The organism is Solirubrobacter deserti, from assembly GCF_027587175.1.
GTDB lineage: Bacteria > Actinomycetota > Thermoleophilia > Solirubrobacterales > Solirubrobacteraceae > Solirubrobacter > Solirubrobacter deserti.
The window spans coordinates 20,239-43,939 of record NZ_JAPCID010000031.1; the positions used below are offsets into that span (position 1 = coordinate 20,239).

Genomic DNA, 23,701 nt, shown 5'->3' on the forward strand with positions numbered 1-23,701 from the left:
GCTCCTCCCGCGAGTTCCCTGGCGAACGTCCCCCTACCCAGCTCGCGCGGGTGGCACGCGCCCCCGGAGCGCCGGGCTCCGGGGGCGTGGCCGACACGGATCTACAGCAGCGCGTAGATCGGCTTGACCTTGCGGCGGTCGAGCTGGTTGCGCAGCTCGCCCGTCCACTGCTCACGGGCGTGCTCGTTGGACGTGCGGACGCCCTTGATCACGAGCGTGACCGTCGTGCGCGTCGTCCGGTAGCTGATCTTCTTGCGGATCGCCTTGCTCAGGCGGGTCCGCTTGACGGCCAGCTTGAGCTTCGCGCCGTCCTTGCGCTTGACCTGGACCTTGACGTCCCGGTCCGAGCGGGTGGGCTTGCGAACCGCCGTGCCCGTCCCGGCGGCCTTCGGCGCGACGGTGGCGGCCTTGATTTCGGTCGCCGCCGGCGGCGCCTCGGCGGTCTGCGCCGATGCCGGGGCGGGCGGCATCGTCGCGCCCTTCGGGTACAGCGCCGCGTTGAGCGCCAGCCGCTCGTCCTGCTCCTTCCAGGAGCGGAAGAACGGGTTGAACCCGATCAGCACGGCGCGGCCCTGCCCGGCGGGCGAGTCCACGACGGCCGGCCGGTTGGTCAGCAGCTGGGCGTTCGCCTCCCAGCCGTACTTCTCGTCCGGCGTGCGCTTGTAGCGGACGACGACCGTGTCGGTCGCCGGGACCGACTCGGTCACGAACACCGAGTTCGTGCTCGAGTCGCGGTAGATCCAGCCGCCGAGGTCGAAGCCCCAGGCGACCGGGTTGGTGACGTCGAACTGCGCGTCGAACGTCGAGCCCGGCGTGAGCAGGAACTCGAGCGCCGGCAGGTCGTCCTCGGTGATCGTCGCGACGTCCGTCGCATCGATGCCGCGGGCGGCGCTCGCGCCGGCGTCGTTGACGCCGATGTAGTTGCCGCCGGCGTTGACCCACTTCTGCAGGTTCTGGCCGGCCGGCGTCAGCCCGCGGCCCTGCGCCGTCACCGCGATGCTCGAGCCGGGGTTGATGAACGCGGTGAAGCCACCGGTCGTCAACACGTCGTTGGTGAGGTCCGTCGAGGTGACCGGCACGATCACGCTGTTCGGGAGGCCGAGCTTGACGCCGAGGTCGTGCCGCGCGATGCAGAACGCGCTGGAACCGCAGTAGCGCGTCCCGTTGCCGGTGTCGATCGGGTTCGACGGGACGCTCGTGCCGCCGGTGTAGAGGCCGATCTTGGGCCGCGTGAGCTGCTTGCGCGGCGCCGGGTAGTCCTGCAGGCCGGTCACGGGCGTCTCGCGCTTCGCGGCCAGGGTGGCGAGGTCGACGCCGGCGTTGCGCAGCGACTGGCCGTCGACGAACGCCGCGCCGCTGAAGAACGTCTTCCCGCCGGCCACGAACGACTGCACCGCGCGCGAGACGTTGACGCCCTGGTCGAGGAGGTCGATCGCGAGTGCGAGCCCGCGCGCCGAGTCGGTGTTGAACGCGTACACGGGCGAGCCGGCGCCGGTTACGGTGCCGTAGTCGGTGGAGAAGATCTCCGACATCTGCACGCCGGGCGACAGCGGCTGCGTGAGGAAGCCGGAGCCCGCGAGCCCGCGCTGCAGCGGGTACGACCACGTGACGACGTCGTAGTAGTAGTCGTACGGGATGAACGGGTTCTCGCCCAGCAGCGCCTGGACCCAGTGCTTCATGCCCTGCTCGAGCGGGATGTAGAGCGTCCCCGCGGGGAGCGTCACGCCGTCGACCGTGATCGGCCGGTTGGTGCCCAGCGCGTCGGCGCCGGGAACCTTGGAGACGTTGCCCGTGCCGTACTCGTGGTAGCCGTTGACGGCGACCGGAGTGTTCAGGCGCCACACGCGCACGCCCGTCTTCTGCAGCAGGTCGATCATCGCCGCCATGTCGCCCGTGTGCTGATCGGGCTTGAAGAAGTAGCCACAGACCTTGTAGTCGGGGTCGGGCTGCTGCTTGATCTTGTCGTGCAGCGGGCTGACGAGCTTGTTCGGCTGCAGCTCGCAGCGCTGGCCCTGGCCGACGGCCTCCGACCACTGCTTCACCCAGCCGGACGTGACGCCGACCTTGTCCTCGACCGTCGCCTTGATCGTGGTGTCGATCGCGACGTAGTGGTCATAGACCTGCTTGCTGTAGGCCTCGCGGTTGCCCTTCTCGTAGGTCATGCCGGCCGCGCCCATGATCAGGGACGGCACGGTGTCGCCGTACTCGGGTGTGAAGAGGTCGTACTGGCTGAAGTTGCGGTACGCGATCGACTGGGCGTTGAACGCGTCCTGCAGCGCCGGCCCGATCCGGTTCTGGATGAAGTCCAGCGCGAAGTTGGAGATCTCGTGGTGGACGGGATCCTCGTTGGGCGGGAAGAAGTAGTCGTTCGTCGTCTGGTGGGCGTCGATGAAGAACACGCCCGGGTACTCGTTCATCTGCGGGACGAAGACCCTGTTCTCCTCCTGGTTCTGCGTGCCGAAGTCGCGGTTGGGGTCAAAGCCCCACGTGGTGAAGCGCTGGACGGCGTCGCGGCCGTCCGGGTTGCGCACGGGCTGCAGGAAGAACGTCAGCTTCTCGAGCCGGTCCAGGTTCTCGCAGTCCGTGCGCGAGGCCAGCTCGTACGCCTGGCGGGTGATCGACTCGCCCGCGGCCGACTCGCCGCCGTGCGGGGTCGCCGTGATCCAGGCGAACGCGGGCTTGTTGACCGCTGCCTCCAGGCCGACCTCCTCGGGGATGGTGCCGGCGCGCACACCGCGCCAGAACGCGGCCTGGCCGTTCGGCCCGTCGAGCTCGGCGATGTTCTTCGGCGTGCCCAGCACGTAGAAGTAGATTTCGCGCTGGCCGCTCGCGGCCGTACCCACGTGCTTCTTGATGATCCGCACGCGCGGGTTGTGGGCGGTTGCCTCGACGAGACGGTCCCAGTAGTCGTAGATGACGCTCGTGAGGTTGCGGCCGATCGGGCCGTTCGCCCCACTGCCGAAGGCGGGCGCCCCGCCACCGGCGCCGGCGGCGCCCCAGCCCAGCGGCAGCACGGCGTCCTTGTTCGGCCGCTCCGTGAAGTGCTGCTCCCAGGTCGGGATGCTCGTGTCGATGCTGTGCGTCGTGGGACACGTCGCCAGCGGGTCTTCGGCTTGCGCCTGCGCGACGGCCGGGGCGAGCAACGCCGCCGCCGCGACCGCCAGCGCCGCGCGCCAGGCCTTACGGGCCAACATCAGGAGAACCTCCGGGACTCGCTCGCGGAGCGTAGGACGGCGTTGCCGGCGTACTTGGCGCTCACGCTGAAGGACTGACCCTTGCGGGCGGCCGTCACCGAGCGCGAGAACGTGCAGTTGCGCGACACGTTGACGGCCTGGTTGAGGACCGAGCGGCCGTTGCGCTTGATCGTGATCGTGACCTTGCCCGAGCAGGCCTGGGCCTTGGTCACGTTGGCCGGGACCTTGAGCGTGCCGTTGATCGTGCGCTTGGTCTTGCCGCCCCGGACGCTCGACTTCTTGACCTTGAGCGTGACGGACGTCGCGAACTTCGCGACCGTGACGTTCACCGTGGCCTGGGCGGTGGAGCCGGCCAGGTCGGTCACCACCACGCGCAGCGCCTGGCGACCGACGTCCGCGCCGGTGGGCGTGACCTCGCACGCGTCGAACGGCGCGCTGGTGAGCGTGCACACGCGGCGGTCGCCGAGGAACAGCTCGACCTGCTTGACGCCGGCGGCCGCGGTCGGCGTGAAAGCGATGCGGGTGCGCGACGAGAGCGTCGCCGGCGCGTTCGCGAACGCGATCGTGGGCGCGGCCGGACCCGGGTTCGGGTTCGGCGCCGGGCACGTGACCGCGACGGTGGCGGAGGCCGACGCCGTCTGGCCCGCGTTGTCCATCACGACCGCGCTGTAGGTGCGGGTGCTGTCGCACGCGGCGTCGGCGGGAATCGTCGCCTGCACCGAGTACGGCGCCTGCGTGGCCGTCCCGATGGTCGCGCCGCCGTCGGCGAAGCGCACGCGCTTGAGCGCGAAGTCGTCCTCACCGGCCGCGGTGAGCGTGATCGTCGTGCCGCGCTGCGCGGAAGCCGGCGCGCTCAGGGCGGCGCCGGTCGGGCCGCGATCGAGCACCGGGATCGGCGCGGCCAGCACCGGCCAGGCGCCCGACGCGGGGTCGGACTGCGGGCCGCTGCGGTACGGGAAGAAGTCGACCGAGTTCGACGTGGCACCGCCGGTCGCGGCCTCGGTCACCGACGTGCCGTTCACGGGGTTCTCCGGCGCGGGCGGGTTGACGGTCTCGACCGGGATGTTCGCGGCGGGGATGATCGCCGGCGGCGGCGTCACGCGCTCCGTGTGAATGTTGCGCACGCCCCACCAGTTGTTCTCGGCCTTGAGCAGCTGGCCGGCGTCCTGGAACTCGTTCGCGTTGACGTTGCCCGTGCGCGTCGTCGTGCCGTCGTTGGCCACGTTGAGCGCCCCGAACGAGTTGTCGACGATGTTCGAGCGCGAGACGCTGGAGTCGATCACGCGGCCCGTGGCGTCCGTCCACTGCGTGAGGCGGGCGCCGGCGTAGCGCACGCCCGAGCCCAGCACCAGGTTCTGGTTGTTGGTCGTGCTCGGGTTGAACCGCGCGGGCTGCGGGTTCTGCCCGAAGCTGGCCGGGGTCGTCGTGCTTCGGACCGCCGCGAACTCGCCGTGGACGAGATTCTGCGAGATCAGCGAGCTGTCGACGGTCGCGTAGGCGCCGGCGGTCACGCGCAGGCCGTCCTGCCCGAACGTCGGGCCGGTGCGGACCTGGCCCGGGTTCGCGCACGCGCCGGTGCCGGCGTAGTTGACGCACAGCGTGCGGCCGACGATCTGGCTGGACGTGATCACGCCCCAGTTCGGCACGCCGGAGCTGGTGAACGGCGCGAAGTCGTTCTGCGCGCCGTCGATCAGGACGCCGATGCGGTTGTACTTGTCGATGCGGGTGCGGTCGATCTCGAGCCTGCGGGAGCCATCCACGGGCGCGAGCAGCGCGCGCGAGGTCTGGACGATCCCGATGCCGGGCTGCGGGCCGCGCCAGCCGCCGGGCAGCTGGTACGCGTTGTCGCCCTCCGAGGTGACGACGTTCGTGACGTGGCTGCGCTTGACCGAGCCCTTGGCGTCGACGAACGCGATGCCCGCCTCGACCGCGACGGGGCGGCCGGCCGGGTCGTAGCCGTTGACGGTGACGCCCGAGATGTTCGCGGTCAGCGGGCGCGTCGGCGTGCCGACGACCGCGATGATGTCCCCGACGCCGTTGCGGACGTCGGGCGACGGCTCGAGGATGCTGCCGAAGTTCACGCCCGACGCCTTCGGGCTGATGCTCACCAGGTGGGCGCCCGCGCCTTTGAGCGTCAGGTTGTTCTTCTGGATCGTGACGGCGTTGGTGCCGGGCGCGCCGTTGCCTTCGACGTACTTGCCCTGGCAGATCACGATCGTGTCACCGTCTGCCGCCGCGTCGACCGCGGCCTGCACCGACGTGAAGCCGGCGGCCGGGCAGTCGGCCTTGTCGTCGTCGACCGTGAGCGTCGCGGCGGCGAAGGCGCTCTGTGCCGAGCACAGTACCCCCGCGGCGACGAGCACGGGTAGGAACCCACTCCTCAACTAACAGCCCTCCATATCCGTGCGCAGCTCCTCCAACTGCACGTGATGCGACTGGCGGATAATGTCGGACCAGAGCCGATTGCGCCGGGTTTTCGGCGTTGAGGAAGCTCAACGGGGCCACAAGGTGAGAGGGGCATGTGATGGGGGGAAGGGCAATGCGCCGCGCGCTGGGGTGCGCGCTGGCGGTGCTGGCGTGCACGGCCGGCGAGGCGGGGGCGCAGATCGTGGCGCCGCCGTGGTGCGGGACGGTGGAGCCGGACGCGGCGGCCGCGCTGCCGGACGGGACGCGGGCCGGCGATCCGGCCGGTTCATTTCCGCACATCCCGGCGTACGCGATCGGGTGCACGCTGGACAAGATTGCCGCGGCGTCCAACGGGCGCATGAAGGTCGAGGAGGTCGGGCGCTCGGTGCAGGGCCGGCCGCTGTATCTGGCCACCATCGATGCGCGTGAGACCGAGGCGCAGCGGACGGCGTCGGACAACTACAAGGCCATCCGGGCGACGCAGCTGAGCGACCCGGCGGCGTCGCTGGCGAAGCTGGCGGCCGCGGGCGACGCGGTGAAGGCGCCCGCGCTGTTCCAGGGCTCCATCCACGGCAACGAGTTCCAGGGCACCGACGCGGTCCTGATGCAGCTCGAGCGGCTGGCGACGACGCCGCGCGGCACCGACCCGGTCGTGGACCGGATCCTCGACCACACGATCGTCGGCGCACTCGTGAACATCAACCCGGACGGGCGCGTCGCCGGCACGCGCGCGAACGCCGACGGGTTCGACATGAACCGCGACTACCTGATCCAGTCGCAGCCCGAGATGCAGGTCTCCACGCGCGTGATGCGCGAGTGGAGCGCGCCGATCTTCGTCGACCTGCACGGCTACTTCACGCCCGCGATGCTCGGCGGGCCGACCAAGCCGCACAGCGAGGCGGTCGAGTACGACCTCTTCCTGAAGTGGAACCAGCTGCGGCTGGACCGCACGGAGGCCGCGTTCAACGCCGCCGGCTTCCAGCTGCAGCGACCGATCAACGACTGGTGCTCGACCGGCCAGCCGCCCGCGAGCGGCGTCTGCCCGAACGGTGAGACGCCCGGGCCGGACGTGGCGGAGGGGCTCGACGACCAGGCGCCGCACTTCTCCGCCATCTACGGCGAGGTCACGGGCCTGGACGCGTCCACCTTCGAGACGTGCCAGACCGAGGCGTGCGGCGGGCGGCTCGGCGCCCGCCGTCAGGGCGAGATCATGATCGACACGACGCTGCGCCACCTGGCCGACGAGCGTGTCGCCCTGTTGCGGGACACCTTGGAGGTCGCGCGCCGCGGCGTGGCCGGCGCCGCGCGACCGGAGTGCTGTCCGGCGCCGTTCGACACCGACCACAACTGGATGGTCGAGTACCCGACCGCGTTCGTGATCCCGGTCGGAGCGGGGCAGCGGTCCGACGCCGAGGCCAACCGGCTCGTGCGCTGGCTGCTCGAGAACCAGGTCGAGGTGCACACGCTGAACGCGGCCGCGTCGTTCGGCGGGCAGACGTTCGCCGCCGGCTCGTACGTGGTGCCGATGAAGCAGGCACGGCGCGGGATGGCGCACACGGCGCTGTCGGTCGGCACGGACATCTCGGCGCGCATCTCGCGCGTGTACGCGCCGCCGACGGCGTGGAGCCTCGGCTACCTATGGGGCGCGGACACGGTCACGATCCCGGCGGGCGCGTCCTTCTCGCCCGCGTCGACGAAGATCACCGCGCCGGTGCCGGCCGGCTCGGGCGTGAGCGGGAGCGGGGAGATGACGGTGCTGACGGTCAACTCGCCGTCGGCGATCCGGACGCTCAACGCCACGCTCGCGGCGGGCGTGGGCGGGTATCGCACCGGGGACGGGCGCGTCGCGTTCCGCGGCGAGCCGGACGCGCTGGTGGCGGCCGCGGCGGCGAACGAGGTGCGCCTGGTGCGGGCCACCGCCTCCTCGCTGGGCGCGCTGGAGCAGATCACGCGCGTGCCGCGGATCGCGGTCATGACGGCCGCGCCCAACCAGGAGACGTGGGCGCTCGAGCGCCTGGGTTACGTGGCCGACGCTGTCGGGACGGCGGCGCTCAACGGTGCCGTCGATCCGCTGGCGGGCTACGACACGATCTTCAACTCGGGGACGTGGCCGACCGGGACGGCGAACGCGGTCGCGCGCACGCGCCTGTCGGCCTTCTTCGCTCGTGGCGGCGGCTATGTGGGCGGCGGCACCAGCGCGGGCGCGTTCCTGGCGAGCGCCGGCGAGGTCGCCGGGCTCACGACCGCGAACCGGTCGGGCAACGGACGCTCGGGCATCATCAACTGGGTGCGGGCGCCGTTCTCGCCGATCACGGGCGCCTATCCCGCGCGCGACACGGCGATCGTGGACCCGCCGGTGTGGTTCACGTCGATGCCGTCCTCGTGGGCGGTCGACGGCTCGCTGCCGGAGAGCGACTTCCTGGCCGCGGGGCTGTGGCCGGACGACGCCCAGTCGCTCAGCGCGCCGGGCTCGGCCGTGATCGCGCACGGGCTCAACACGGCCGGGACCTCGCGCCAGGCCGTGTTCGCCATGAACCCGCTGTACCGGGCGATCCCCGAGCGTGAGTGGCCGATGCTGGCCGCGGCGCTGAACTGGAGCGCGGCCGGGCCGGACGTCGTGTCCGAGGCGCTGGCCACGGGCGTCGTGAGCGGGACGGTGCCGGCCACGCTGTCGCTGTCGCTGGGCGCCGCGGCCACGTTCCCGCCGTTCGTGCCGGGGGTCGAGGAGGACTACGAGGCCGGCACGACCGCGAAGGTGATCTCGACCGCGGGTGACGCGGCGCTGAGCGTGTCGCAGCCGGGGCACATGACCAACGGCGCGTTCACGCTGGCCGAGCCGCTGCGGGTCTCGTTCTCGAAGGCGGCGTGGACCGGGCCGGTGTCGAACGAGTCGGTGGACGTCACGTTCCGGCAGCGGATCAAGCGGACGGACCCGCTGCGGACGGGGACCTACTCGCGCACGGTGACGTTCACGTTGTCGACCACCAGTCCGTAGAGGGTCGCGGCCACGGCGGTCGCGAGGTTGAGGCTGGAGACGCCGGCGCGCATGGGGATCCGTACCAGCGCGTCGGCCGAGGCCTTCAGCTCGGGCGACAGGCCGTGGCGCTCGGAGCCGAAGGCGAGGACGGCGTAGCGTGGGACGCGGCGCTCCTCGCCCTCGGGGTCGATCGCGATCAGCGGGCGGTCGGTGTGCGGCGGGGTGGCGGTTTGCAGGACGGGGAGCGCGAACTGGAGGCCGGCGGCGCCGCGGATCGCGCCCGGCTGCCACGGGTCGGCGGTGGAGAGCACGGCGGCGGCGTCCGCGGCGGCCGCGACGCGGATGGCGGCGCCGAGGTTGCCGAGGTGACGCGGCTCCTCGAGGTAGATCACGGGGCCGGAGCGCTGCAGCGCGGCGGCGAGCGCGTACGCGGGACGCCGCGCGACCGTGACGATCTCCTCGCCCGGCTCGATGGGCGGGAGCGTGAGGTCCGGCGCCAGCAGGGCCCGCATCCGCTCGATCTCGGCCGCGTCGCCGGTCACGCTGACGATCTCGGCGCCGAAGCGCAGCGCGTGCTTGAGCGCGTGGAAGCCCTCGAGCCGGACGTCCATCTCAATAGGCGGTGGTGCGGGCGCGGTGGCGCGGGCGGGCCTTGTAGCGGGCGCCGGCGCCGCGGTTCCAGAGCGCGTTGTCGACCGCGGTCGCCGTCGTGCTCCCGTGCGCGGCGACGAGCAGCTCGACGGCGTGCAGCGCGCACGCCCGGATCTCGACCTCCTCCGGCGAGTCGTGCTCGATCAACTGCTCGGCGTCGATGCGGGCCACGAGGTCGTCGTCGAAGCCGAGGATGCCGTCCAGGCGCAGCACGTGGGGGACGAGGTTGTCGGCGAACAGCGTCAGGCGGTGCAGGTCGCGCCCGTCGGCCAGGCCCTGCAGCGCGAGGTCGGCGGCGGCGATCTGCGCCCGCTTGTAGAGCGGGATCGCCTTACCCTTGTAGGGCGAGATGTCGTACCAGGTGGGCCAGGTGGAGAGCTCGGTCGCGAGCTCCTCCGCGGTGCCGGAGCGGGCGAACACGCAGAACGAGTCCCCGACGCGCTGGCCGAGCTCGCGCAGGCTGCGCTCGAACAGCGCCATCAGCGGGTGGTCGGCGGCCTGGCCGAGCGCCTGGGCGATCTCCTCGCGGGTGACGTGCTTGAGCGCCTCGATCGTCCACGGGCCGTGCCCGCGCAGCCCGTTCTCGACGGTTCGGAAGCCGGAGAGCCCGGGCGGCTTGTTGAGCGTCGGAAACCAGCCGCTGCCGAAGTTGATGGCGTTGAGCTGGAGGCTGAACGCGGCCCGCAGCTCGTCGTCGGCCTCGCCGTTGAGGTCCGGCGCGGGCGGCGAGACGGCGGGCAGCTCGCGCGCGTAGTCGGTGATCGCGTCCTCGTGGATGCGCACGTGGGTGGCCTGCTCCGCGACCCATGCGGCCTTGGCGCGGATCTCGTCGGTCAGCGTCATGCCCGGCCGACCCTAGCCGTCCGCGCGGCGGGGTAGCGCCCGGTGATGACAGACCCACGTCACGGAGACCAGCTGGACCGGCCCTACGGCGACCAGGAGACCGACTACGTCGTCATCGGCCCCGAAGACCCGGCCACGTTGGCGCAGGCCGACGACCCCGCGATGCAGGCCGTCGAGGAGGCCGGCGGCGGCCAGGCGGAAGGCTTCGAGCTGGCCGAGCAGCAGTTGATCGAGAACGCCGAGAACGCGCCCGAGCCCGAGCTGGCCGCGGACGGCTTCGACCTCGACGACCCCGCCACGGCCGTCGACGAGGACGACGCCGACACGGTGGCCAAGGACCTCTCCGACCTCGAGCGCACCGACGAGGGCACGCTCGCCGCGCCCCGGGACCGCGAGGCGCTGCGCGCGAGCGCCGAGCCGGGGGAGGCCGACGAGGTGCACTCGTCCGAGGTCACGTTCGACCCGCAGGCGGGCCCCGACGACCCGGGCCAGGGCCCGGGCATCGAGTTCGAGCGCTGAGCCGTCCTCGGGGAGCGCTAGCGTCCATGGGACGCCGTGCCCGCCGACGCCGCCATCGATCACCTGCTGGAAGGACTGAACCCGCCGCAGCGGGACGCCGTCACGCACGGCGAGGGGCCGATGCTCATCCTCGCCGGCGCCGGCTCGGGCAAGACGCGCGTGATCACGCACCGGATCGCGTACCTGCTGCGTACGGGGCAGGCGCGCCCGGGCGAGATCCTCGCGATCACCTTCACCAACAAGGCCGCGGCGGAGATGCGCGAGCGCGTCGAGCTGCTGGTCGGCCGCGCCACCCGCGCCATGTGGGTGATGACGTTCCACGCCGCGTGTGCCCGCATGCTGCGCGCGCACGCCGACAAGCTCGGCTTCACGCGCCAGTTCACGATCTACGACTCCGCCGACCAGCGGCGGCTGATGAAGCAGTGCCTGGACAACCGCGGGTACGACACCAAGCGCTACACGCCGCGTGCGATGCAGTCCCAGATCAGCCGGGCCAAGAACACGCTGGTCACCGCGGAGCAGTACGCCGAGACCGTCGGCTCGCCGTTCGAGGAGATCGTCGCCGAGATCTACGCCGACTACGACCGCGAGCTGTTGCGGATGAACGCGATGGACTTCGACGACATGCTGCTGAACTCGGTGCGGCTGCTGGAGCGCCATCAGGACGTCCGGGACGCGTACTCCAACCAGTTCCGCTGGGTGATGGTCGACGAGTACCAGGACACCAACAAGGTCCAGTACCGGTGGTTGCAGCTGCTGACGTCCGAGCACCGCAACCTGGCCGTGGTGGGTGACGACGCGCAGTCGATCTACGGCTTCCGCGCCGCCGACATCCGGAACATCCTCGAGTTCGAGGAGGACTATCCGGACGCGCACGTCGTCAAGCTCGAGCAGAACTACCGCTCGACGCAGACCATCCTGGACGCCGCGAACGCGCTGATCTCCAACAACCGCGGCCAGATGCCCAAGCACCTGTGGACGGACCTCGGGCAGGGAGATCCGGTGCGGGTGCGCGAGATGGCCGACGAGCACGCCGAGGCGCGCTGGGTCACGGCCGAGATCCAGCGGCTCGTGGACGAGGGCGTGTCGCGCTCGGAGATCGCGGTCTTCTACCGGACCAACGCGCAGTCGCGCGTGCTGGACGAGATGCTCACGCGCGCCGGGGTCGCCTACCAGGTGATCGGCGGGCCGAAGTTCTACGAGCGGGCGGAGGTCAAGGACGCGATCGCGTACCTGACGTTCCTCGTGAACCCGCAGGACGCGACCGCCTTCACGCGGATCGCGAACTCGCCGCGGCGCGGGATCGGGCAGACGTCGCTGAGCCGCGTGCTCGCGCACGCCAACAACATGGGGATCTCCGTATGGGAGGCGGCCGAGGGCGAGGTGCCCGGCCTGGCCAAGCCCGCCCGCAACGCGATCGGGCGCTTCATGGACACCATGAACGCGCTCAAGCGCCGCGCGGAGGAGAACGGCCCGGTCGCGCAGCTGCTGGACGCCGTCCTGCACGAGTCCGGCTACCTGGACGCGCTGCACGCCGAGCGCACGATCGAGGCGCAGGGCCGCGTCGAGAACCTGCAGGAGCTGGTGTCCGCCGCCGCCCAGTACGACGTCAACGCCGAGAACGGCAGCCTGGACGAGTTCCTCCAGCAGACGTCGCTGTTCGCCGACTCGGACAACCTGCGCGAGGACGAAGGCCTCGTGACGTTGATGACCATGCACAACGCGAAGGGGCTCGAGTTCCCGATCGTGTTCATGATCGGCATGGAGGACGGCACGTTCCCGCACTCGCGCTCGATCGAGGAATCGAACCTCGAGGAGGAGCGCCGGCTCGCGTACGTCGGCGTCACCCGTGCCATGCGCCAGCTCACGCTCACCTACGCGCGGCGGCGCATGGGCTACGGGGGCGGCGGGGCCACGCCGACGATCAAGTCGCGCTTCCTGGACGAGCTCCCGCGCGAGCTGACCGACCAGCCGGCCCGCATCTCGCGCGGGTTTCCGACGCCGGGCCGCGTCGCGTCCTGGTCGCAGGCCGCGGCGGCCTCCGCGGAGTATTCGGCGGACACGAATGACGCCCAGCTGTTCAAGGTGGGCGACGACGTCGTCCACGCGCAACTCGGCGACGGCGTCGTGACCGACCTGCAGCCGGGCGGGATCGTCGTCGTGCGCTTCGAGGGCGAGGGCCGCGACCGGTCGCTGATGGCCGACGTGGCTCCGATCCGCAAGCGCTGAAACACACGGGTTACCCGGAGCGACAGCCGCCTTCCCGGCTCATAAGGTGCCGGACGTCATGCGCGCCCTGCTGCTCCTCGCCTCGATCGTCGTCCTCGTCGACACGTCGTTCTACGCCGCGATCACGCCGCTGCTGCCGGACCTGACGGAGGAGTTCGGGCTGTCGAAGACCGGCGCGGGCGTGCTGGCGGCCGCGTACCCGATCGGGACGTTCGTCGGCGGCCTGCCCGGCGGCTACATGGCCGCTCGCGTGGGCGTGAAGCCGACGGTGCTGGCCGGCCTGGCGCTGATGACGGTCGCCAGCGTCGGCTTCGCGTTCGCGAACACGGTGCTGCTGCTGGACCTCGCCCGCTTCGTGCAGGGCGTCGGCGGCGCGGCGTCGTGGGCGGGCGCGATGGCCTGGATCGCGGGCGCGGCGCCGAAGGAGCAGCGCGGCCAGATGATCGGCACCGCGATGGGCGCGGCGATCGCGGGCGCGCTCTTCGGCCCGGTGATCGGCGTCGCGGCGGACCTGACGTCGTACGCGCTCGTGTTCTGCACGGTCGGGGCGGTCGGCGTCGGTCTGATGGTGTGGACGCTGCGGACGCCCGCCGCCAAGCCGCTCGGCGACGGCTCGCTCCGCGGCCTGTTCGGCGCGCTCCGCAACGGCCAGGTGCGCGTGGGCCTGCTGCTGGTGACGATCCCCGGCCTGCTGTTCGGCACGCTCTCGGTGCTCGGCCCGCTGCGGATGGACGAGCTCGGCGCGGTCTCGGCCGCGATCGGCGCCACCTGGCTGGTCGCCGCGGGCCTGGAGGCGATCGTCAGCCCGCTCGCGGGCCGCTTCAGCGATCGCCGCGGCCGGATCGCCCCGCTGCTCGCCGGCCTGCTCGGGGGCGCGGTTGCGTTCGCGATCCTGCCGTGGCCGGACACGGCGCTGCTGCTCGCGATCGTGATCGTGCTGGGCTCGCCCGTGATCGGCCTGCTGTGGGCGCCCGCGATGGCGATGCTCTCCGACGGCGCCGACCACGTGGGCCTCGAGCAGGGCCTCGCATTCGGGCTGATGAACCTCACGTGGGCGACCGGCCAGAGCATCGGCGACATCGGCGGCGCGCGGCTCGGCGAGTCCGCGGGCGACGAGGTCGCCTACCTCGTGCTCTCCGCGATCTGCCTGTTGGCGTTCCTCGTGCTGCGCGCGACTTCGGTCCGGCGACCGGCGCCTGCATGAGCAATGCGCTGAGCGGGAATGCTCAGCCCATGGCCAACAGAACCGAACGCAAGCTCACCGGCAGCGGCGGCCGGTTCATCATGATCGGCGCGCCGCTCGTCGTCATCGGCATCGTCCTCGCGCTCCTGCTCGACCACAACTGGGTCGGCATCGGCGTCACGCTCGCCGTCCTGGGCGCGATCCCCACCGTCGTCGGCATCGCGCTGACCCTGTTCGCGGGCGTCAACCGTCACGCGCGCAAGGACCGCCCCTTCGCGTAGCGAATCTTGGCGCGATTTGCGGCGCGTTTTGGCACAAACGCGTGTTGATCCGTGCCAGCAAGCCGCTTGATCATCGGGGGTGATGAACAAACAGGTCGCGAGAGGACTCGTTCGTACATCACCCCGGCTCGACCTCGTGTGCCGGGACGAGTTGCACCTGACGCCGAGCGCGATCAGCAAGCGTGTCGCGCGGGGGACGCTGACGCGCCGCTATCCCGGCGTGTACTCCTACGGGCGCGGCGAGCTGTCCCCCGAAGCCGCGTGGATGGCGGCCGTGCTCGCCTGCGGTGAGGGCGCGGCGCTGGCTCACCTCTCCCTCGCTGAGCTGTTGCGTCTCTCGCGCTGGCCGGCCGAGGCCCCGCACGTCATCGTCCCGCGCCGTCACCGCCCGGTCGAAGGCATCACCCTCCATCACTGCCTCGGGCTCGACCCGCGCGACCTCACCGTCATCAACGGCATCCCCGCGACGACCGTCGCCCGGATGCTCGTGGATCTCGGCGCGACGCACACCGAGCACCAGGTCGCCTACGTCATCAACCAGGCCGCTTTCCGGCGCGTCTTCGACCGCGAGGCCACGCTGCGCGCGCGGGCCCGCGCGCACGGCCATCCCGGCACCGGCGTCTTGGCCCGCGCCCTCGCCCTCTACGAGTCCGGCAGCGCGGGGACCAAGAGCGCGCTGGAGGACCGCTTCCTCGAGCTGATGGCGGATCAGCCCGCGCCGCTGGTGAACACGGAGCACCTCGGCTACGAGATCGACTTCCGCTGGGAGCAGCGCAAACTCGTCGTGGAGGTCGACGGAAACCACACGCGCCCGAAGGACCGGCGCAGCGACGCCGGTCGTGACCGCACCCTGCGCGCGGCGGGGTACACGGTCGTGCGGTTCACCGGCCCGGAGCTGCCGACCGCGCCCGCGCGGCTCGCGCCGTTCTTCGCTCAGCGGCCGACCGCGTAACCCTGCATCCCGCGCGGGTTGGCTCCCGCGCGCAGCAGCCCGTCGGGGCGGCGCGAGATCGCGGAGAGGCGGCCCTGGGACCAGTCAACCGTGACTTCGACGGCGTGGCCGCGCGCCCCCAGCTCGCGCACCGTCTCCGCCGGCAGCCGCCCTTCGACGGTGACCGCCTTCAGCGCGACCTCGCGCGGGTGGAAGGAGCTCGGGAAGTGGTCGGTGTGGAACATCGGCGCGTCGATCGCCGCCTGCAGGTTCAGGCCGAAGACGGCATGGGCCAGGAAAAACTCGAGCGACCACTGGTCCTGCTGGTCGCCGCCGGGCGTGCCGAACGCGAGCACGGTGCCGTCGTCGTGGACGGCCAGGCTCGGCGAGAGTGTCGTGCGCGGCCGCGCGCCCGGCCGCAGCGAAGACGGCAGCCCTTCCTCGAGCCAGAACATCTGCGCGCGCGTGCCGAGCGCGAAGCCGAGGCCGTCGATGCACGGGGAGGACTGGAGCCAGCCGCCGCTCGGCGTCGCGCTGACGAGGTTGCCGAAGCGGTCCGCGACGTCGAGGTGGCAGGTGTCGCCGCGCGTCGGCTCGGCGTCGCCCACCGCGCCCGTCCGCACGAATGGATAGCGCGGCGACGGACCGCCCGGCCGCAGCTCACCCGAGGCGTCAGCACCGATCAGTCCCCGGCGCTCGCGCGCGTACTCGTCCGACAGCAGCAGGTCGAGCGGGACCGGCGCGCTGTCGCCGTACCACGCGTCCCGGTCCGCGAACGCGAGCTTGGCGCCCTCGATCACGCGGTGCACGTGCTCGATGCCCAGGAACGGCCCGAGGTCGCCGTCGAGCAGCGCGAGCTGCTGCAGGAACACGGGTCCCTGGCCCCACGGGCCGGTCTTGAACACCGTCCAGGCGCCGAAGCGCCGCGCGACCGGCTCCTCGATCGTGGCCGCGTAGCGCGCGAGGTCGTCACCCGTCAGGAACCCGGCGGCCAGCGACTCCGCCACCCAGCCGCGGTACCAGGCGTCGCGCGCGGCGTCGATGCGCGCCTCCCGCGACAGGCCCGTGACGCGTGCGAGCCGCTCGTAGGTCTCCGCGAGCATCGGGTTGCGCAGGCGTCCGTCGACCGGCCGCCAGACACGCGCGGAGACCTCCCAGGACGGATCCATCCGCGCGATCGCGCCCACGATCCCGGGCGTGACCGGGAAGCCGTCGCGCGCGTAGGCGATCGCGAACGCGAGCACGTCCGCCAACTCCCAGGAGCCGAAGTCCCGCAGCAGCGTGCACCAGGCGTCGAACGCGCCCGGCACGCACGCCGCGTACGGCCCGATGCCCGGCACCAGGCTGAAGCCGAGCTCGCGGTAGGCGTCGATCGTCGCGGCCCCGGGCGCGGGCCCTTGCCCGCAGACCACGCGCACGCGGGTGCCGTCCCACAGCAGGATCGGCAGATCGCCGCCCGGCCCGTTCATGTGGGGCTCGACGACCTGCAGCGCAAATCCGGCGGCGCAGGCGGCGTCGAACGCGTTCCCGCCGCGCTCGAGCACGGCCATCCCGGCGGCGCTGGCGAGCCAGTGCGTCGAGGCGACCATCCCGAAGGTGCCGGAGAGCTCGGGCCGTGTGGTGAACACGCGCGAAACGCTAGCCTGGCGCGGCGAATGACGCTCATCGACGGCAAGGCGATCGCGCAGCAAGTACGCAACGAGGTCCGCGAGCAGGTCGCGGAGTGGGTCGCGGCCGGGCACGACGCTCCCGGGCTGGCGACGGTCCTGGTCGGCGACGACGCGGCCTCCGCCGTGTACGTCGGCAACAAGCAGAAGGCGTGCGCCGAGGTCGCCATCCAGGGCTTCGACCACCGCCTGCCCGTGGACGCGACCGAGGACGACGTCAAGCGGCTCCTGCACGAGCTCAACGCTGACCCGAAGGTCAGCGGCATCCTGCTCCAGCTCCCGCCGCCCAAGCACCTCGACGGTCCCAAGCTCACGGAGGAGATCGCGCCCGGCAAGGACGTCGACGGCCTCACGCCGATCTCCACCGGCCTGCTGCACAAGAACCTCCCCGGTCTGCGCCCGTGCACGCCGCTCGGGTGCATGGAGCTGCTCAAGCGCCACGACGTCGACCTCCAGGGCGCCGAAGCCGTCGTCGTCGGCCGCTCCGACCTCGTCGGCAAGCCGATCAGCGCGCTGCTGCTGCAGGCCAACGCCACCGTCACCACCGCTCACTCGCGCACCCGAGACCTCGACGAGGTCTGTCGCCGCGCGGACGTCCTGGTCGCCGCGGTCGGCGTCGCGCACCTGATCAAGGGTGACTGGGTCAAGGAGGGCGCCGCCGTGATCGACGTCGGCATGAACCGCCTCGACGGCAAGCTCACCGGCGACGTAGAGTTCGACTCCGCCGTCGAGCGCGCCGGGCTGATCACGCCGGTGCCGGGCGGCGTGGGTCCGTTGACCGTCGCGATGCTGCTCCGGAACACGCTCCAGGCCGCGAAGGATGCGGCGTAGCGAGCCGATCGCGGGGCTCGGTGGCGTCGCCCTGATCGTGGCGGCGCTGCTGCACTGGGGCGAGGATATGGGCGCGGTCCAGGCCGTCGTCCTGATCGGCTTCGGGCTGCTGTTCCTCGCCGTGCCGGTGGTCGCGCTGGCCACCTCCGGCCCGTCGAAGGCGGTCGGCACCGCCGTGCTGGCGAGCGCGTTCGGCTGGGTCCCGCTGCTGATCGGTCTCGTGCAGCTGGTGTTCGGCGACGGCGGCTGGGTGACGCCGCTGGCCGCGCTCGTCGGCTGGGTCGGGTCCTGGCTGTCGCTGCGCGACGAGTCCACACCGGGCGCGACCACGCCGGACGTCCCCCGCCGGCCGGCGCCGGATGTGGTCTAGGCTCGCCGCCGCGTTCGGCGGTACCGCGCTGCTGGGCTCGCTCTGGCTCGACTGGTATACGTTCGGCGAATCGACGGGCTGGACCCACTACGCGCCCGACGAGGAGGGGGGAATCCACGTCCTCGTCGGCGCGGACACGTTGTCCGCCTGGTCGCTGTTCGGCGCGGTCGACATGGTCCTCGCGCTGATCGCCGGCGCCGCGCTCGTGGCCGCCGTGTGGCCCCGGGTGGCCCGCGTCGTGTGGGCGCTGGGCGTGGTGGCGGTCGTCCTCGTCGGGTTCCGGGGCGTCGTGCCGCCGCTCGACTGGCTCACTGCGAGCACCGGCGCGTTCGTCGCCCTCGCGGGTGCCGTGATGGTCTTCGCGGGGGCGTGGGCGGCGAGACGTGAAGTGGTCTAGGGCATTCGCGCTGCTTGGCGGCGCCGCGCTGCTCGGCTCGCTCTGGCTGTCGTGGTATGAGCGGTTCGAGCGCTCGGACGCGGCGTTCATCGTCACGCGCGGCGCCAACGACACCGAGTCCGTGTCGCTGCTCGGCATGAGGGAGCTCGACGGCGTGGCGGCATGGTCCGCGTTCACCGCCACCGATGTCGTGCTCGCGACCCTCGCGCTGGCGACGCCGGTGATCGCCTGGCGCCGACCGTCTGCGGCGCCGCTGTTCGGGGCGCTCGCGCTCGCCCTCGTCGTGTTCCGGCTGATCGAGCCGCCGGGCCCGCCGGTCGAGCACACGCTGGCAATAGGCGCCGGCGTCGCGCTCGCGGGCGCGGTCGCCCTGTGCGGCCCGTACGCGCGCTACGCGGGCGCGCCACTGCTGATCGCCGCGCTGTGGATGCCGTGGTACGCCGCGGACGTCGAGCCGCCGCCGGACGTCGGCAACCTCGCCGCGCCGGAGCTCGCGGCCGTTCTGGGCAGCGGGGAGGGCGTCGAACTCGCGCTCTCCACGCCGTGGACGCTGTTCACGCTCACGGCGGTCGGCCTGGCGATCCTGGCGCTGGCCGCGCTCACGCGCATCCGCCGCGTCGCTCCCACTGCCGGCGCGCTGGCCACCCTGCTCGTCGCGGCGCGGCTCGCCTTCCCGCCCGAGGCGCTCGAACCCCGCGCGGGTGCCTTCATCGCCCTCGGCGCGGCGCTGCTCGCATGGACCGGCGCCTGGCTCAGCGTCCGTGACGAGTCGACTCCGGGCGCCGCCGGGCCGGACGTCCCGCGCCGCGCCGCCTAAGATCAGCGGCAATGCTCAGCAGCGACCAGGTTCTCCATGTCGCCCGCCTTGCCCGCCTCGAGCTCACCCCCGAGGAGGTCGAGCGCTTCGGCGGCGAACTCTCCAAAGTCCTTGACCACATCGAGCTGATCGGTCAGCTCGAGCTGGAAGACGTCCCGCCGACCTCGCACGTGATCGACGTCGAGAACGCGCTCCGCGCCGACGAGCCGCGGCCGTCGATGCCGGTCGAGCGCGCGCTCGAGAGCGCTCCGGACGCCGCCGAGGGCGGCTTCCGCGTCCCGAGCCCAGGCGCCTCATGATCGAGCTCACCGCCAAGCAGGCCGCGGACGCGATCCGCTCCGGCGACCTGGACGCGAACGAGTACTTCGAGTTCTACCGGCAGCGAGCCGCGTCGGACCCGTACAACTCGTACACCTGGGTCGCCGAGAAGGCGCCGGAGATCGACACGCGCAAGCCGTTCGCGGGCGTGCCGATCGCGATCAAGGACCTCTTCTGCACCGAGGGCATCCCCAGCCAGGCCGGCTCGAAGATCCTCGAGGACTATCGCCCGCCCTACACGGCCACCAGCGTCGACAGGCTCACGACGCACGCCGGCGGCACGCTGCTGGGCAAGACCAATCAGGACGAGTTCGCCATGGGCTCGTCCACCGAGAACTCGGCCTACGGGCCCACGCTGAACCCGTGGGACACGAGCCGCGTCCCGGGGGGCAGCAGCGGCGGCTCGGCGGCCGTCGTCGCCGGGGCGACCGCGCCGTGGTCGATCGGCACCGACACCGGCGGCTCGATCCGCCAGCCCGCCGCGCTCACCGGCATCGTCGGCCTCAAGCCCACGTACGGTGCGATCTCCCGCTACGGCATGATCGCCTTCGCGTCGTCGCTGGATCAGGCGGGCCCGTTCACGCGCGACGTCACCGACAGCGCGATGCTGCTGTCCGCGATGGTCGGCGCCGACCCGTGCGACCAGACGAGCCTCGGCCTCCCGGAGCCCGTGCGGATCCCGACCGCGAACGACCTCAAGGGCATCCGCCTGGGCGTGCCGGAGGAGCTCGCAGGGGAGGGCATCGAGGACGGCGTGCTGAAGGCGTTCAACGACACGCTGGAGCTGGCCAAATCGCTGGGCGCGACCGTCGAGACCACGCACCTGCCGCACGCGCCGCACGGCCTCGCCGCGTACTACCTGATCGCGCCCGCCGAGTGCTCGTCCAACCTCGCGCGCTACGACGGCGTCCGCTACGGCTTCCGCAAGTCGGGCGCCAGCACGCTGATCGACATGTACACGCAGACGCGTGAGGCGGGCTTCGGGGCGGAGGTCAAGCGCCGCATCATGCTCGGCACCTACGCGCTGAGCTCGGGCTACTACGACGCCTACTACGGCCGCGCGCAGAAGGTCCGCACGCTGATCTCGCAGGACTTCAAGAACGCCTGGGACAAGTTCGACTTCATCGTCACCCCGACGGCCCCGGGCGTCGCGTTCGAGCTCGGCTCCAAGACCGCCGACCCGCTCGCGATGTATCTCAACGACTTCTGCACCGTGCCGATGTCGCTCGCCGGCATCCCCGCGATCTCGATCCCGAACGGTCTGTCCGAAGGGCTCCCGGTCGGCTTCCAGATCGCCGGCCCGGCGTTCAGCGAGAATCGCATCCTGGACGCGGCGCTCGCGCTCGAGAAGGCGATCGGATTCGACGCAAGCAAGGCGTACGCATGAGCACCGAGTACGAACCCGTCATCGGGCTGGAGATCCACGTCCAGCTCAAGACCCGCACGAAGATGTTCTGCGGGTGCGAGCTCAGCTTCGGCGAGGAGCCCAACACACGCACCTGCCCGATCTGCCTCGGCCTGCCCGGGACGCTGCCGGTGACCAACGCCCAGGCCGTCCAGTACGGGATCATGATGGGCCTCGCGCTGGGCTGCGAGATCGCGCCGCGGTCGATCTTCCACCGCAAGAACTACTTCTATCCCGATCTGGCGAAGGGCTACCAGATCTCCCAGTACGACATCCCCCTGTGCCTGGGCGGGCGGCTGGGCGACGTGCGCATCCACCGCATCCACCTCGAGGAGGACGCGGCCAAGCTCGTCCACGTCGGCGCGTCGGGCCGCATCCACGGGAGCGAAGCCTCCGTCGTGGACTACAACCGCGGCGGCACGCCGCTCGCGGAGATCGTCACCGAGCCGGACCTCCGCAGCGCCGAGCAGGCGCGCGACTGGCTGCAGCTGCTGCGCGAGACGCTGCGCCAGCTGGGCGTGAGCGACGTGAACATGGAGGAGGGGTCGCTGCGCTGCGACGCCAACGTCTCCATCCGCCCCAAGGGCACGCACGCGCTGGGCACCAAGACCGAGCTCAAGAACATGAACTCGTTCCGGTACGTGATGCAGGGCATCAACGCCGAGATCGCGCGCCAGACCGCCCTGCTGGAGTCCGGCGAGTCCGTCACGCAGGAGACCCTGCACTTCGACCCGGTGTCCGGCCGCATCTCCTCGCTGCGCAGCAAGGAAGAGGCGCACGACTACCGCTACTTCCCGGAGCCCGACCTCGTCCCGATCGTCCCGACGCCCGAGATGATGGCCGCCGCCGAGGCCGCCATCCCCGAGCTCCCGGCCGACCGCGAGGCCCGCTACGAGTCCGACTTCGGCATCCCGACCGACACCGCGCACCTGTTCGCGTACGAGCCCACCTGGGGCACGTACTTCGAGCGCGTCGCGGTCGAGGGCAACCGCGACGCCAAGGCCGCCGCCATCTGGGTCACCGAGCTGCGCACGCGCCTGGGCGCCGACGCCGACCCGCACAAGTCCGCGGTCGTCCCCGCCCAGCTGGCGGCCCTCGCCGCTCTCGTCGCCGCCAAGAAGGTCACGGCCGGCTCGGCCCGCACCGTCCTCGACAAGATGGTCGAGACCGGCGACCACCCGGACCGGATCGCCGAGGCCGAGGGCCTGACCGTCATGGAGGACTCGGGCGAGCTCTCCCAGATCGTCGCCAAGGTCATCTCCGAGAACCCGGACGTGGTCGAGAAGGTCCGCGGCGGCAACGCCAAGGCCATGGGCGCGCTCGTCGGCCCGATCATGCGCGAGACCAAGGGCCGCGCCGACGGCGGCGAAGTCAACCGCCTCCTGCGCGAGCAGCTCGGCGTCTGAAGCAGCATCGCTGACGGGCCTCGCGCTCAGCGCGAGGCCCCGGACGGCGAGCGCCGCAGGTGCTCGAGCTCGCCGTTGCGCACGCGGGCGACGAACGCGCGCCCCGCTGCCGGATCAGCGAGGAAGCCCTCGAAGGTCGCGCCGTCGACCTCGTACCACTCGGACCACTCGACCGCCGAGTGGGAGACCGCGACCGACACGAAGGTCCGCCCCGAGACGCGGTCGCGCTCGAGGGCGAAGCGCTCTTCCCGGTCGATGCGGACCGCATCCAGCGCTGCCGGATCGACGTGCGCCTGCCGGCGCAGCTGCTCGCGCTCGGACCACCGGCGGACGGCCTGCTCGCCGAAGAGCGGGTTCTCCCAGCGGCCACCCGTGAGGGCGTCGAGCGTGCGGGTGTGCAGCGCCCAGCCGAGGTTCAGGCCGAACGACGTCTTCGTCACGGCGGTCAGGAAGTCGGTCGTGGTCCACACGGGCGCGACGAGCAGCACGCATTCGGCGACCGTCGTCCGCACGTGGCCGCTGTTGAACAGGAACTCGGCGTGCCCGTCGGCTACGTGGGTCTCGTCCCTCCACACGTCGTTCGCGGCGGCCGCCCATGCGGCCACGACCTGTGCATCGGTGACGCCCACGGGCAGCGACGACCAGAAGGTGGCCTCGGCCGACGTGAGTGACATCAGGACGCGTCCTGGACGAGCAGCGCGACCTGCACGCGGTTCTCGACCTCCAGCTTCACGAGCAGCCGCGACACGTGCGCCTTCACGGTCGCGACGCTCATGTGCAGCCGGGACCCGATGTCGGCGTTCGAGCAGCCCAGGCCGACGAGGTCGGCGACCTCGCGCTCCCGGGCGCTGAGCGTCTCCAGCCGCGTGCGCGCGGTCTCCCGGCGGCCGCCGTCGTCGGCGACGAGCGCGATCAGGCGCCGGGTGACGGCCGGTGACAGTGTTCCCTCGCCCGCGTGCACGTGCTCGATCGCGCGCACGATCTCCGGCGGCGGCGTGTCCTTGAGCAGGAATCCGGCCGCGCCCGCCCGCAGCGCCCGCAGGACCAGCTCGTCGGCGTCGAACGTGGTCAACACGATCACCTCGGGCGGCGAGGGCTGGGCGCGCAGCAGGCGCGTGGCCTCGATGCCGTCGAGCAGCGGCATGCGGATGTCCATCAGCACGACGTCCGGGTGGTGGCTGTCGACGGCGGCCAGCACGCCGCGGCCGTCGTCGGTCTCGCCGACGACGTCGATCTGCGGCGCGCCCGCGAGCATCATGCGCAGCCCGCTGCGCAC

At 71.9% G+C, this 23,701-nt stretch carries 20 protein-coding genes; 13 read left to right on the forward strand and 7 right to left on the reverse strand.

Translation table 11 applies throughout. From position 1 onward, the window contains the following. Nucleotides 1-101: 101 nt before the first annotated feature. Nucleotides 102-3,194 carry a M14 family zinc carboxypeptidase gene (locus OJ962_RS20525; protein WP_202952590.1) on the reverse strand — a complete coding sequence of 1,031 codons (3,093 nt, stop codon included), beginning with the start codon at nucleotides 3,192-3,194 and terminating at the stop codon, nucleotides 102-104. Continuing rightward, complete coding sequence (locus OJ962_RS20530; RefSeq protein ID WP_270006563.1) at nucleotides 3,194-5,557, reverse strand: Ig-like domain-containing protein; 2,364 nt, start codon at nucleotides 5,555-5,557, stop codon at nucleotides 3,194-3,196. Before OJ962_RS20530 ends, OJ962_RS20525 begins: the two co-directional genes overlap by 1 nt. 176 nt (nucleotides 5,558-5,733) lie before the next feature. On the opposite strand from OJ962_RS20530, the gene OJ962_RS20535 reads away from it, so the two are divergent. Then, a complete protein-coding gene (locus tag OJ962_RS20535) occupies nucleotides 5,734-8,595 on the forward strand; it encodes a M14 family zinc carboxypeptidase (protein ID WP_202952592.1) in 2,862 nt (953 codons plus the stop codon). Here the strand turns inward: OJ962_RS20535 and OJ962_RS20540 are convergent. Then, on the reverse strand, nucleotides 8,550-9,188 hold the full coding sequence (locus OJ962_RS20540) for a TrmH family RNA methyltransferase (protein ID WP_202952593.1): 639 nt from the start codon (nucleotides 9,186-9,188) through the stop codon (nucleotides 8,550-8,552). The two genes, OJ962_RS20535 and OJ962_RS20540, sit on opposite strands and share 46 nt — an antisense overlap. A 1-nt stretch (nucleotide 9,189) precedes the next feature. Further along, a complete protein-coding gene (locus OJ962_RS20545; protein WP_202952594.1) occupies nucleotides 9,190-10,071 on the reverse strand; it encodes a queuosine salvage family protein in 882 nt (293 codons plus the stop codon). Nucleotides 10,072-10,116: 45 nt separating this feature from the next. On the opposite strand from OJ962_RS20545, the gene OJ962_RS20550 reads away from it, so the two are divergent. The 5 genes from OJ962_RS20550 (at nucleotide 10,117) to OJ962_RS20570 (ending at nucleotide 15,235) form a co-directional block, all read left to right on the forward strand. Further along, a complete protein-coding gene (locus tag OJ962_RS20550; protein WP_202952595.1) occupies nucleotides 10,117-10,590 on the forward strand; it encodes a prolipoprotein diacylglyceryl transferase in 474 nt (157 codons plus the stop codon). A 36-nt stretch (nucleotides 10,591-10,626) separates the two neighbouring features. Beyond that, the gene (locus OJ962_RS20555) at nucleotides 10,627-12,819 is read left to right on the forward strand and encodes an ATP-dependent helicase (RefSeq protein WP_270006564.1); all 2,193 of its coding nucleotides are present in this window, start codon (nucleotides 10,627-10,629) and stop codon (nucleotides 12,817-12,819) included. A gap of 58 nt (nucleotides 12,820-12,877) precedes the next feature. Continuing rightward, on the forward strand, nucleotides 12,878-14,023 hold the full coding sequence (locus tag OJ962_RS20560; RefSeq protein WP_238931141.1) for an MFS transporter: 1,146 nt from the start codon (nucleotides 12,878-12,880) through the stop codon (nucleotides 14,021-14,023). 29 nt (nucleotides 14,024-14,052) lie between these two features. Beyond that, a complete protein-coding gene (locus tag OJ962_RS20565) occupies nucleotides 14,053-14,283 on the forward strand; it encodes a hypothetical protein (RefSeq protein WP_202952597.1) in 231 nt (76 codons plus the stop codon). A gap of 82 nt (nucleotides 14,284-14,365) precedes the next feature. After that, on the forward strand, nucleotides 14,366-15,235 hold the full coding sequence (locus OJ962_RS20570) for a DUF559 domain-containing protein (protein ID WP_202952598.1): 870 nt from the start codon (nucleotides 14,366-14,368) through the stop codon (nucleotides 15,233-15,235). Here the strand turns inward: OJ962_RS20570 and OJ962_RS20575 are convergent. Further along, a complete protein-coding gene (locus tag OJ962_RS20575) occupies nucleotides 15,217-16,842 on the reverse strand; it encodes a gamma-glutamyltransferase family protein (RefSeq protein ID WP_202952599.1) in 1,626 nt (541 codons plus the stop codon). The two genes, OJ962_RS20570 and OJ962_RS20575, sit on opposite strands and share 19 nt — an antisense overlap. 27 nt (nucleotides 16,843-16,869) lie before the next feature. Between OJ962_RS20575 and folD the strand changes: the two genes are divergently transcribed. From folD to gatB, 7 genes are read left to right on the forward strand one after another with little or no spacing between them, the layout of a single operon-like run. Beyond that, the gene (folD, locus tag OJ962_RS20580; RefSeq protein WP_202952600.1) at nucleotides 16,870-17,712 is read left to right on the forward strand and encodes a bifunctional methylenetetrahydrofolate dehydrogenase/methenyltetrahydrofolate cyclohydrolase FolD; all 843 of its coding nucleotides are present in this window, start codon (nucleotides 16,870-16,872) and stop codon (nucleotides 17,710-17,712) included. Further along, nucleotides 17,702-18,082, forward strand: coding sequence for a hypothetical protein (locus OJ962_RS20585; RefSeq protein WP_202952601.1), 381 nt, complete (start codon nucleotides 17,702-17,704; stop codon nucleotides 18,080-18,082). Before folD ends, OJ962_RS20585 begins: the two co-directional genes overlap by 11 nt. Beyond that, a complete protein-coding gene (locus OJ962_RS20590; RefSeq protein WP_202952602.1) occupies nucleotides 18,072-18,479 on the forward strand; it encodes a hypothetical protein in 408 nt (135 codons plus the stop codon). The genes OJ962_RS20585 and OJ962_RS20590 overlap by 11 nt, the downstream gene beginning before the upstream one ends. Next, nucleotides 18,466-19,296 (forward strand): hypothetical protein, encoded by an 831-nt coding sequence (locus OJ962_RS20595; protein ID WP_202952603.1) that lies wholly within the window; start codon nucleotides 18,466-18,468, stop codon nucleotides 19,294-19,296. The genes OJ962_RS20590 and OJ962_RS20595 overlap by 14 nt, the downstream gene beginning before the upstream one ends. Before the next feature lie 11 nt (nucleotides 19,297-19,307). Beyond that, on the forward strand, nucleotides 19,308-19,595 hold the full coding sequence (gatC, locus tag OJ962_RS20600; RefSeq protein ID WP_202952604.1) for an Asp-tRNA(Asn)/Glu-tRNA(Gln) amidotransferase subunit GatC: 288 nt from the start codon (nucleotides 19,308-19,310) through the stop codon (nucleotides 19,593-19,595). Next, nucleotides 19,592-21,001, forward strand: coding sequence for an Asp-tRNA(Asn)/Glu-tRNA(Gln) amidotransferase subunit GatA (gatA, locus tag OJ962_RS20605; protein ID WP_202952605.1), 1,410 nt, complete (start codon nucleotides 19,592-19,594; stop codon nucleotides 20,999-21,001). The genes gatC and gatA overlap by 4 nt, the downstream gene beginning before the upstream one ends. Then, nucleotides 20,998-22,425 (forward strand): Asp-tRNA(Asn)/Glu-tRNA(Gln) amidotransferase subunit GatB, encoded by a 1,428-nt coding sequence (gene gatB, locus OJ962_RS20610; RefSeq protein WP_202952606.1) that lies wholly within the window; start codon nucleotides 20,998-21,000, stop codon nucleotides 22,423-22,425. The genes gatA and gatB overlap by 4 nt, the downstream gene beginning before the upstream one ends. Nucleotides 22,426-22,451: 26 nt before the next feature. On the opposite strand, the gene OJ962_RS20615 is transcribed toward gatB, so the two are convergent. Together OJ962_RS20615 and OJ962_RS20620 are read right to left on the reverse strand one after the other, a co-directional pair. Further along, nucleotides 22,452-23,099 (reverse strand): hypothetical protein, encoded by a 648-nt coding sequence (locus OJ962_RS20615; RefSeq protein WP_202952607.1) that lies wholly within the window; start codon nucleotides 23,097-23,099, stop codon nucleotides 22,452-22,454. Then, a complete protein-coding gene (locus OJ962_RS20620) occupies nucleotides 23,099-23,683 on the reverse strand; it encodes a response regulator (protein WP_238931143.1) in 585 nt (194 codons plus the stop codon). Before OJ962_RS20620 ends, OJ962_RS20615 begins: the two co-directional genes overlap by 1 nt. Between the last annotated feature and the right edge of the window lie 18 nt (nucleotides 23,684-23,701).

Bases quoted from the DNA above. Each gene is read 5' to 3' on its own strand.
- OJ962_RS20525 (WP_202952590.1), bottom strand. From the start codon at position 3,194: ATGTTGGCCCGTAAGGCCTGGCGCGCGGCGCTGGCGGTCGCGGCGGCG.
- OJ962_RS20560 (WP_238931141.1), top strand. From the start codon at position 12,878: ATGCGCGCCCTGCTGCTCCTCGCCTCGATCGTCGTCCTCGTCGACACG.
- OJ962_RS20545 (WP_202952594.1), bottom strand. From the start codon at position 10,071: ATGACGCTGACCGACGAGATCCGCGCCAAGGCCGCATGGGTCGCGGAG.
- OJ962_RS20570 (WP_202952598.1), top strand. From the start codon at position 14,366: ATGAACAAACAGGTCGCGAGAGGACTCGTTCGTACATCACCCCGGCTC.
- gatA (WP_202952605.1), top strand. From the start codon at position 19,592: ATGATCGAGCTCACCGCCAAGCAGGCCGCGGACGCGATCCGCTCCGGC.
- gatB (WP_202952606.1), top strand. From the start codon at position 20,998: ATGAGCACCGAGTACGAACCCGTCATCGGGCTGGAGATCCACGTCCAG.
- folD (WP_202952600.1), top strand. From the start codon at position 16,870: ATGACGCTCATCGACGGCAAGGCGATCGCGCAGCAAGTACGCAACGAG.
- OJ962_RS20535 (WP_202952592.1), top strand. From the start codon at position 5,734: ATGCGCCGCGCGCTGGGGTGCGCGCTGGCGGTGCTGGCGTGCACGGCC.
- OJ962_RS20590 (WP_202952602.1), top strand. From the start codon at position 18,072: ATGTGGTCTAGGCTCGCCGCCGCGTTCGGCGGTACCGCGCTGCTGGGC.
- OJ962_RS20585 (WP_202952601.1), top strand. From the start codon at position 17,702: ATGCGGCGTAGCGAGCCGATCGCGGGGCTCGGTGGCGTCGCCCTGATC.
- OJ962_RS20565 (WP_202952597.1), top strand. From the start codon at position 14,053: ATGGCCAACAGAACCGAACGCAAGCTCACCGGCAGCGGCGGCCGGTTC.
- OJ962_RS20550 (WP_202952595.1), top strand. From the start codon at position 10,117: ATGACAGACCCACGTCACGGAGACCAGCTGGACCGGCCCTACGGCGAC.
- gatC (WP_202952604.1), top strand. From the start codon at position 19,308: ATGCTCAGCAGCGACCAGGTTCTCCATGTCGCCCGCCTTGCCCGCCTC.
- OJ962_RS20540 (WP_202952593.1), bottom strand. From the start codon at position 9,188: ATGGACGTCCGGCTCGAGGGCTTCCACGCGCTCAAGCACGCGCTGCGC.
- OJ962_RS20620 (WP_238931143.1), bottom strand. From the start codon at position 23,683: ATGATGCTCGCGGGCGCGCCGCAGATCGACGTCGTCGGCGAGACCGAC.
- OJ962_RS20615 (WP_202952607.1), bottom strand. From the start codon at position 23,099: ATGTCACTCACGTCGGCCGAGGCCACCTTCTGGTCGTCGCTGCCCGTG.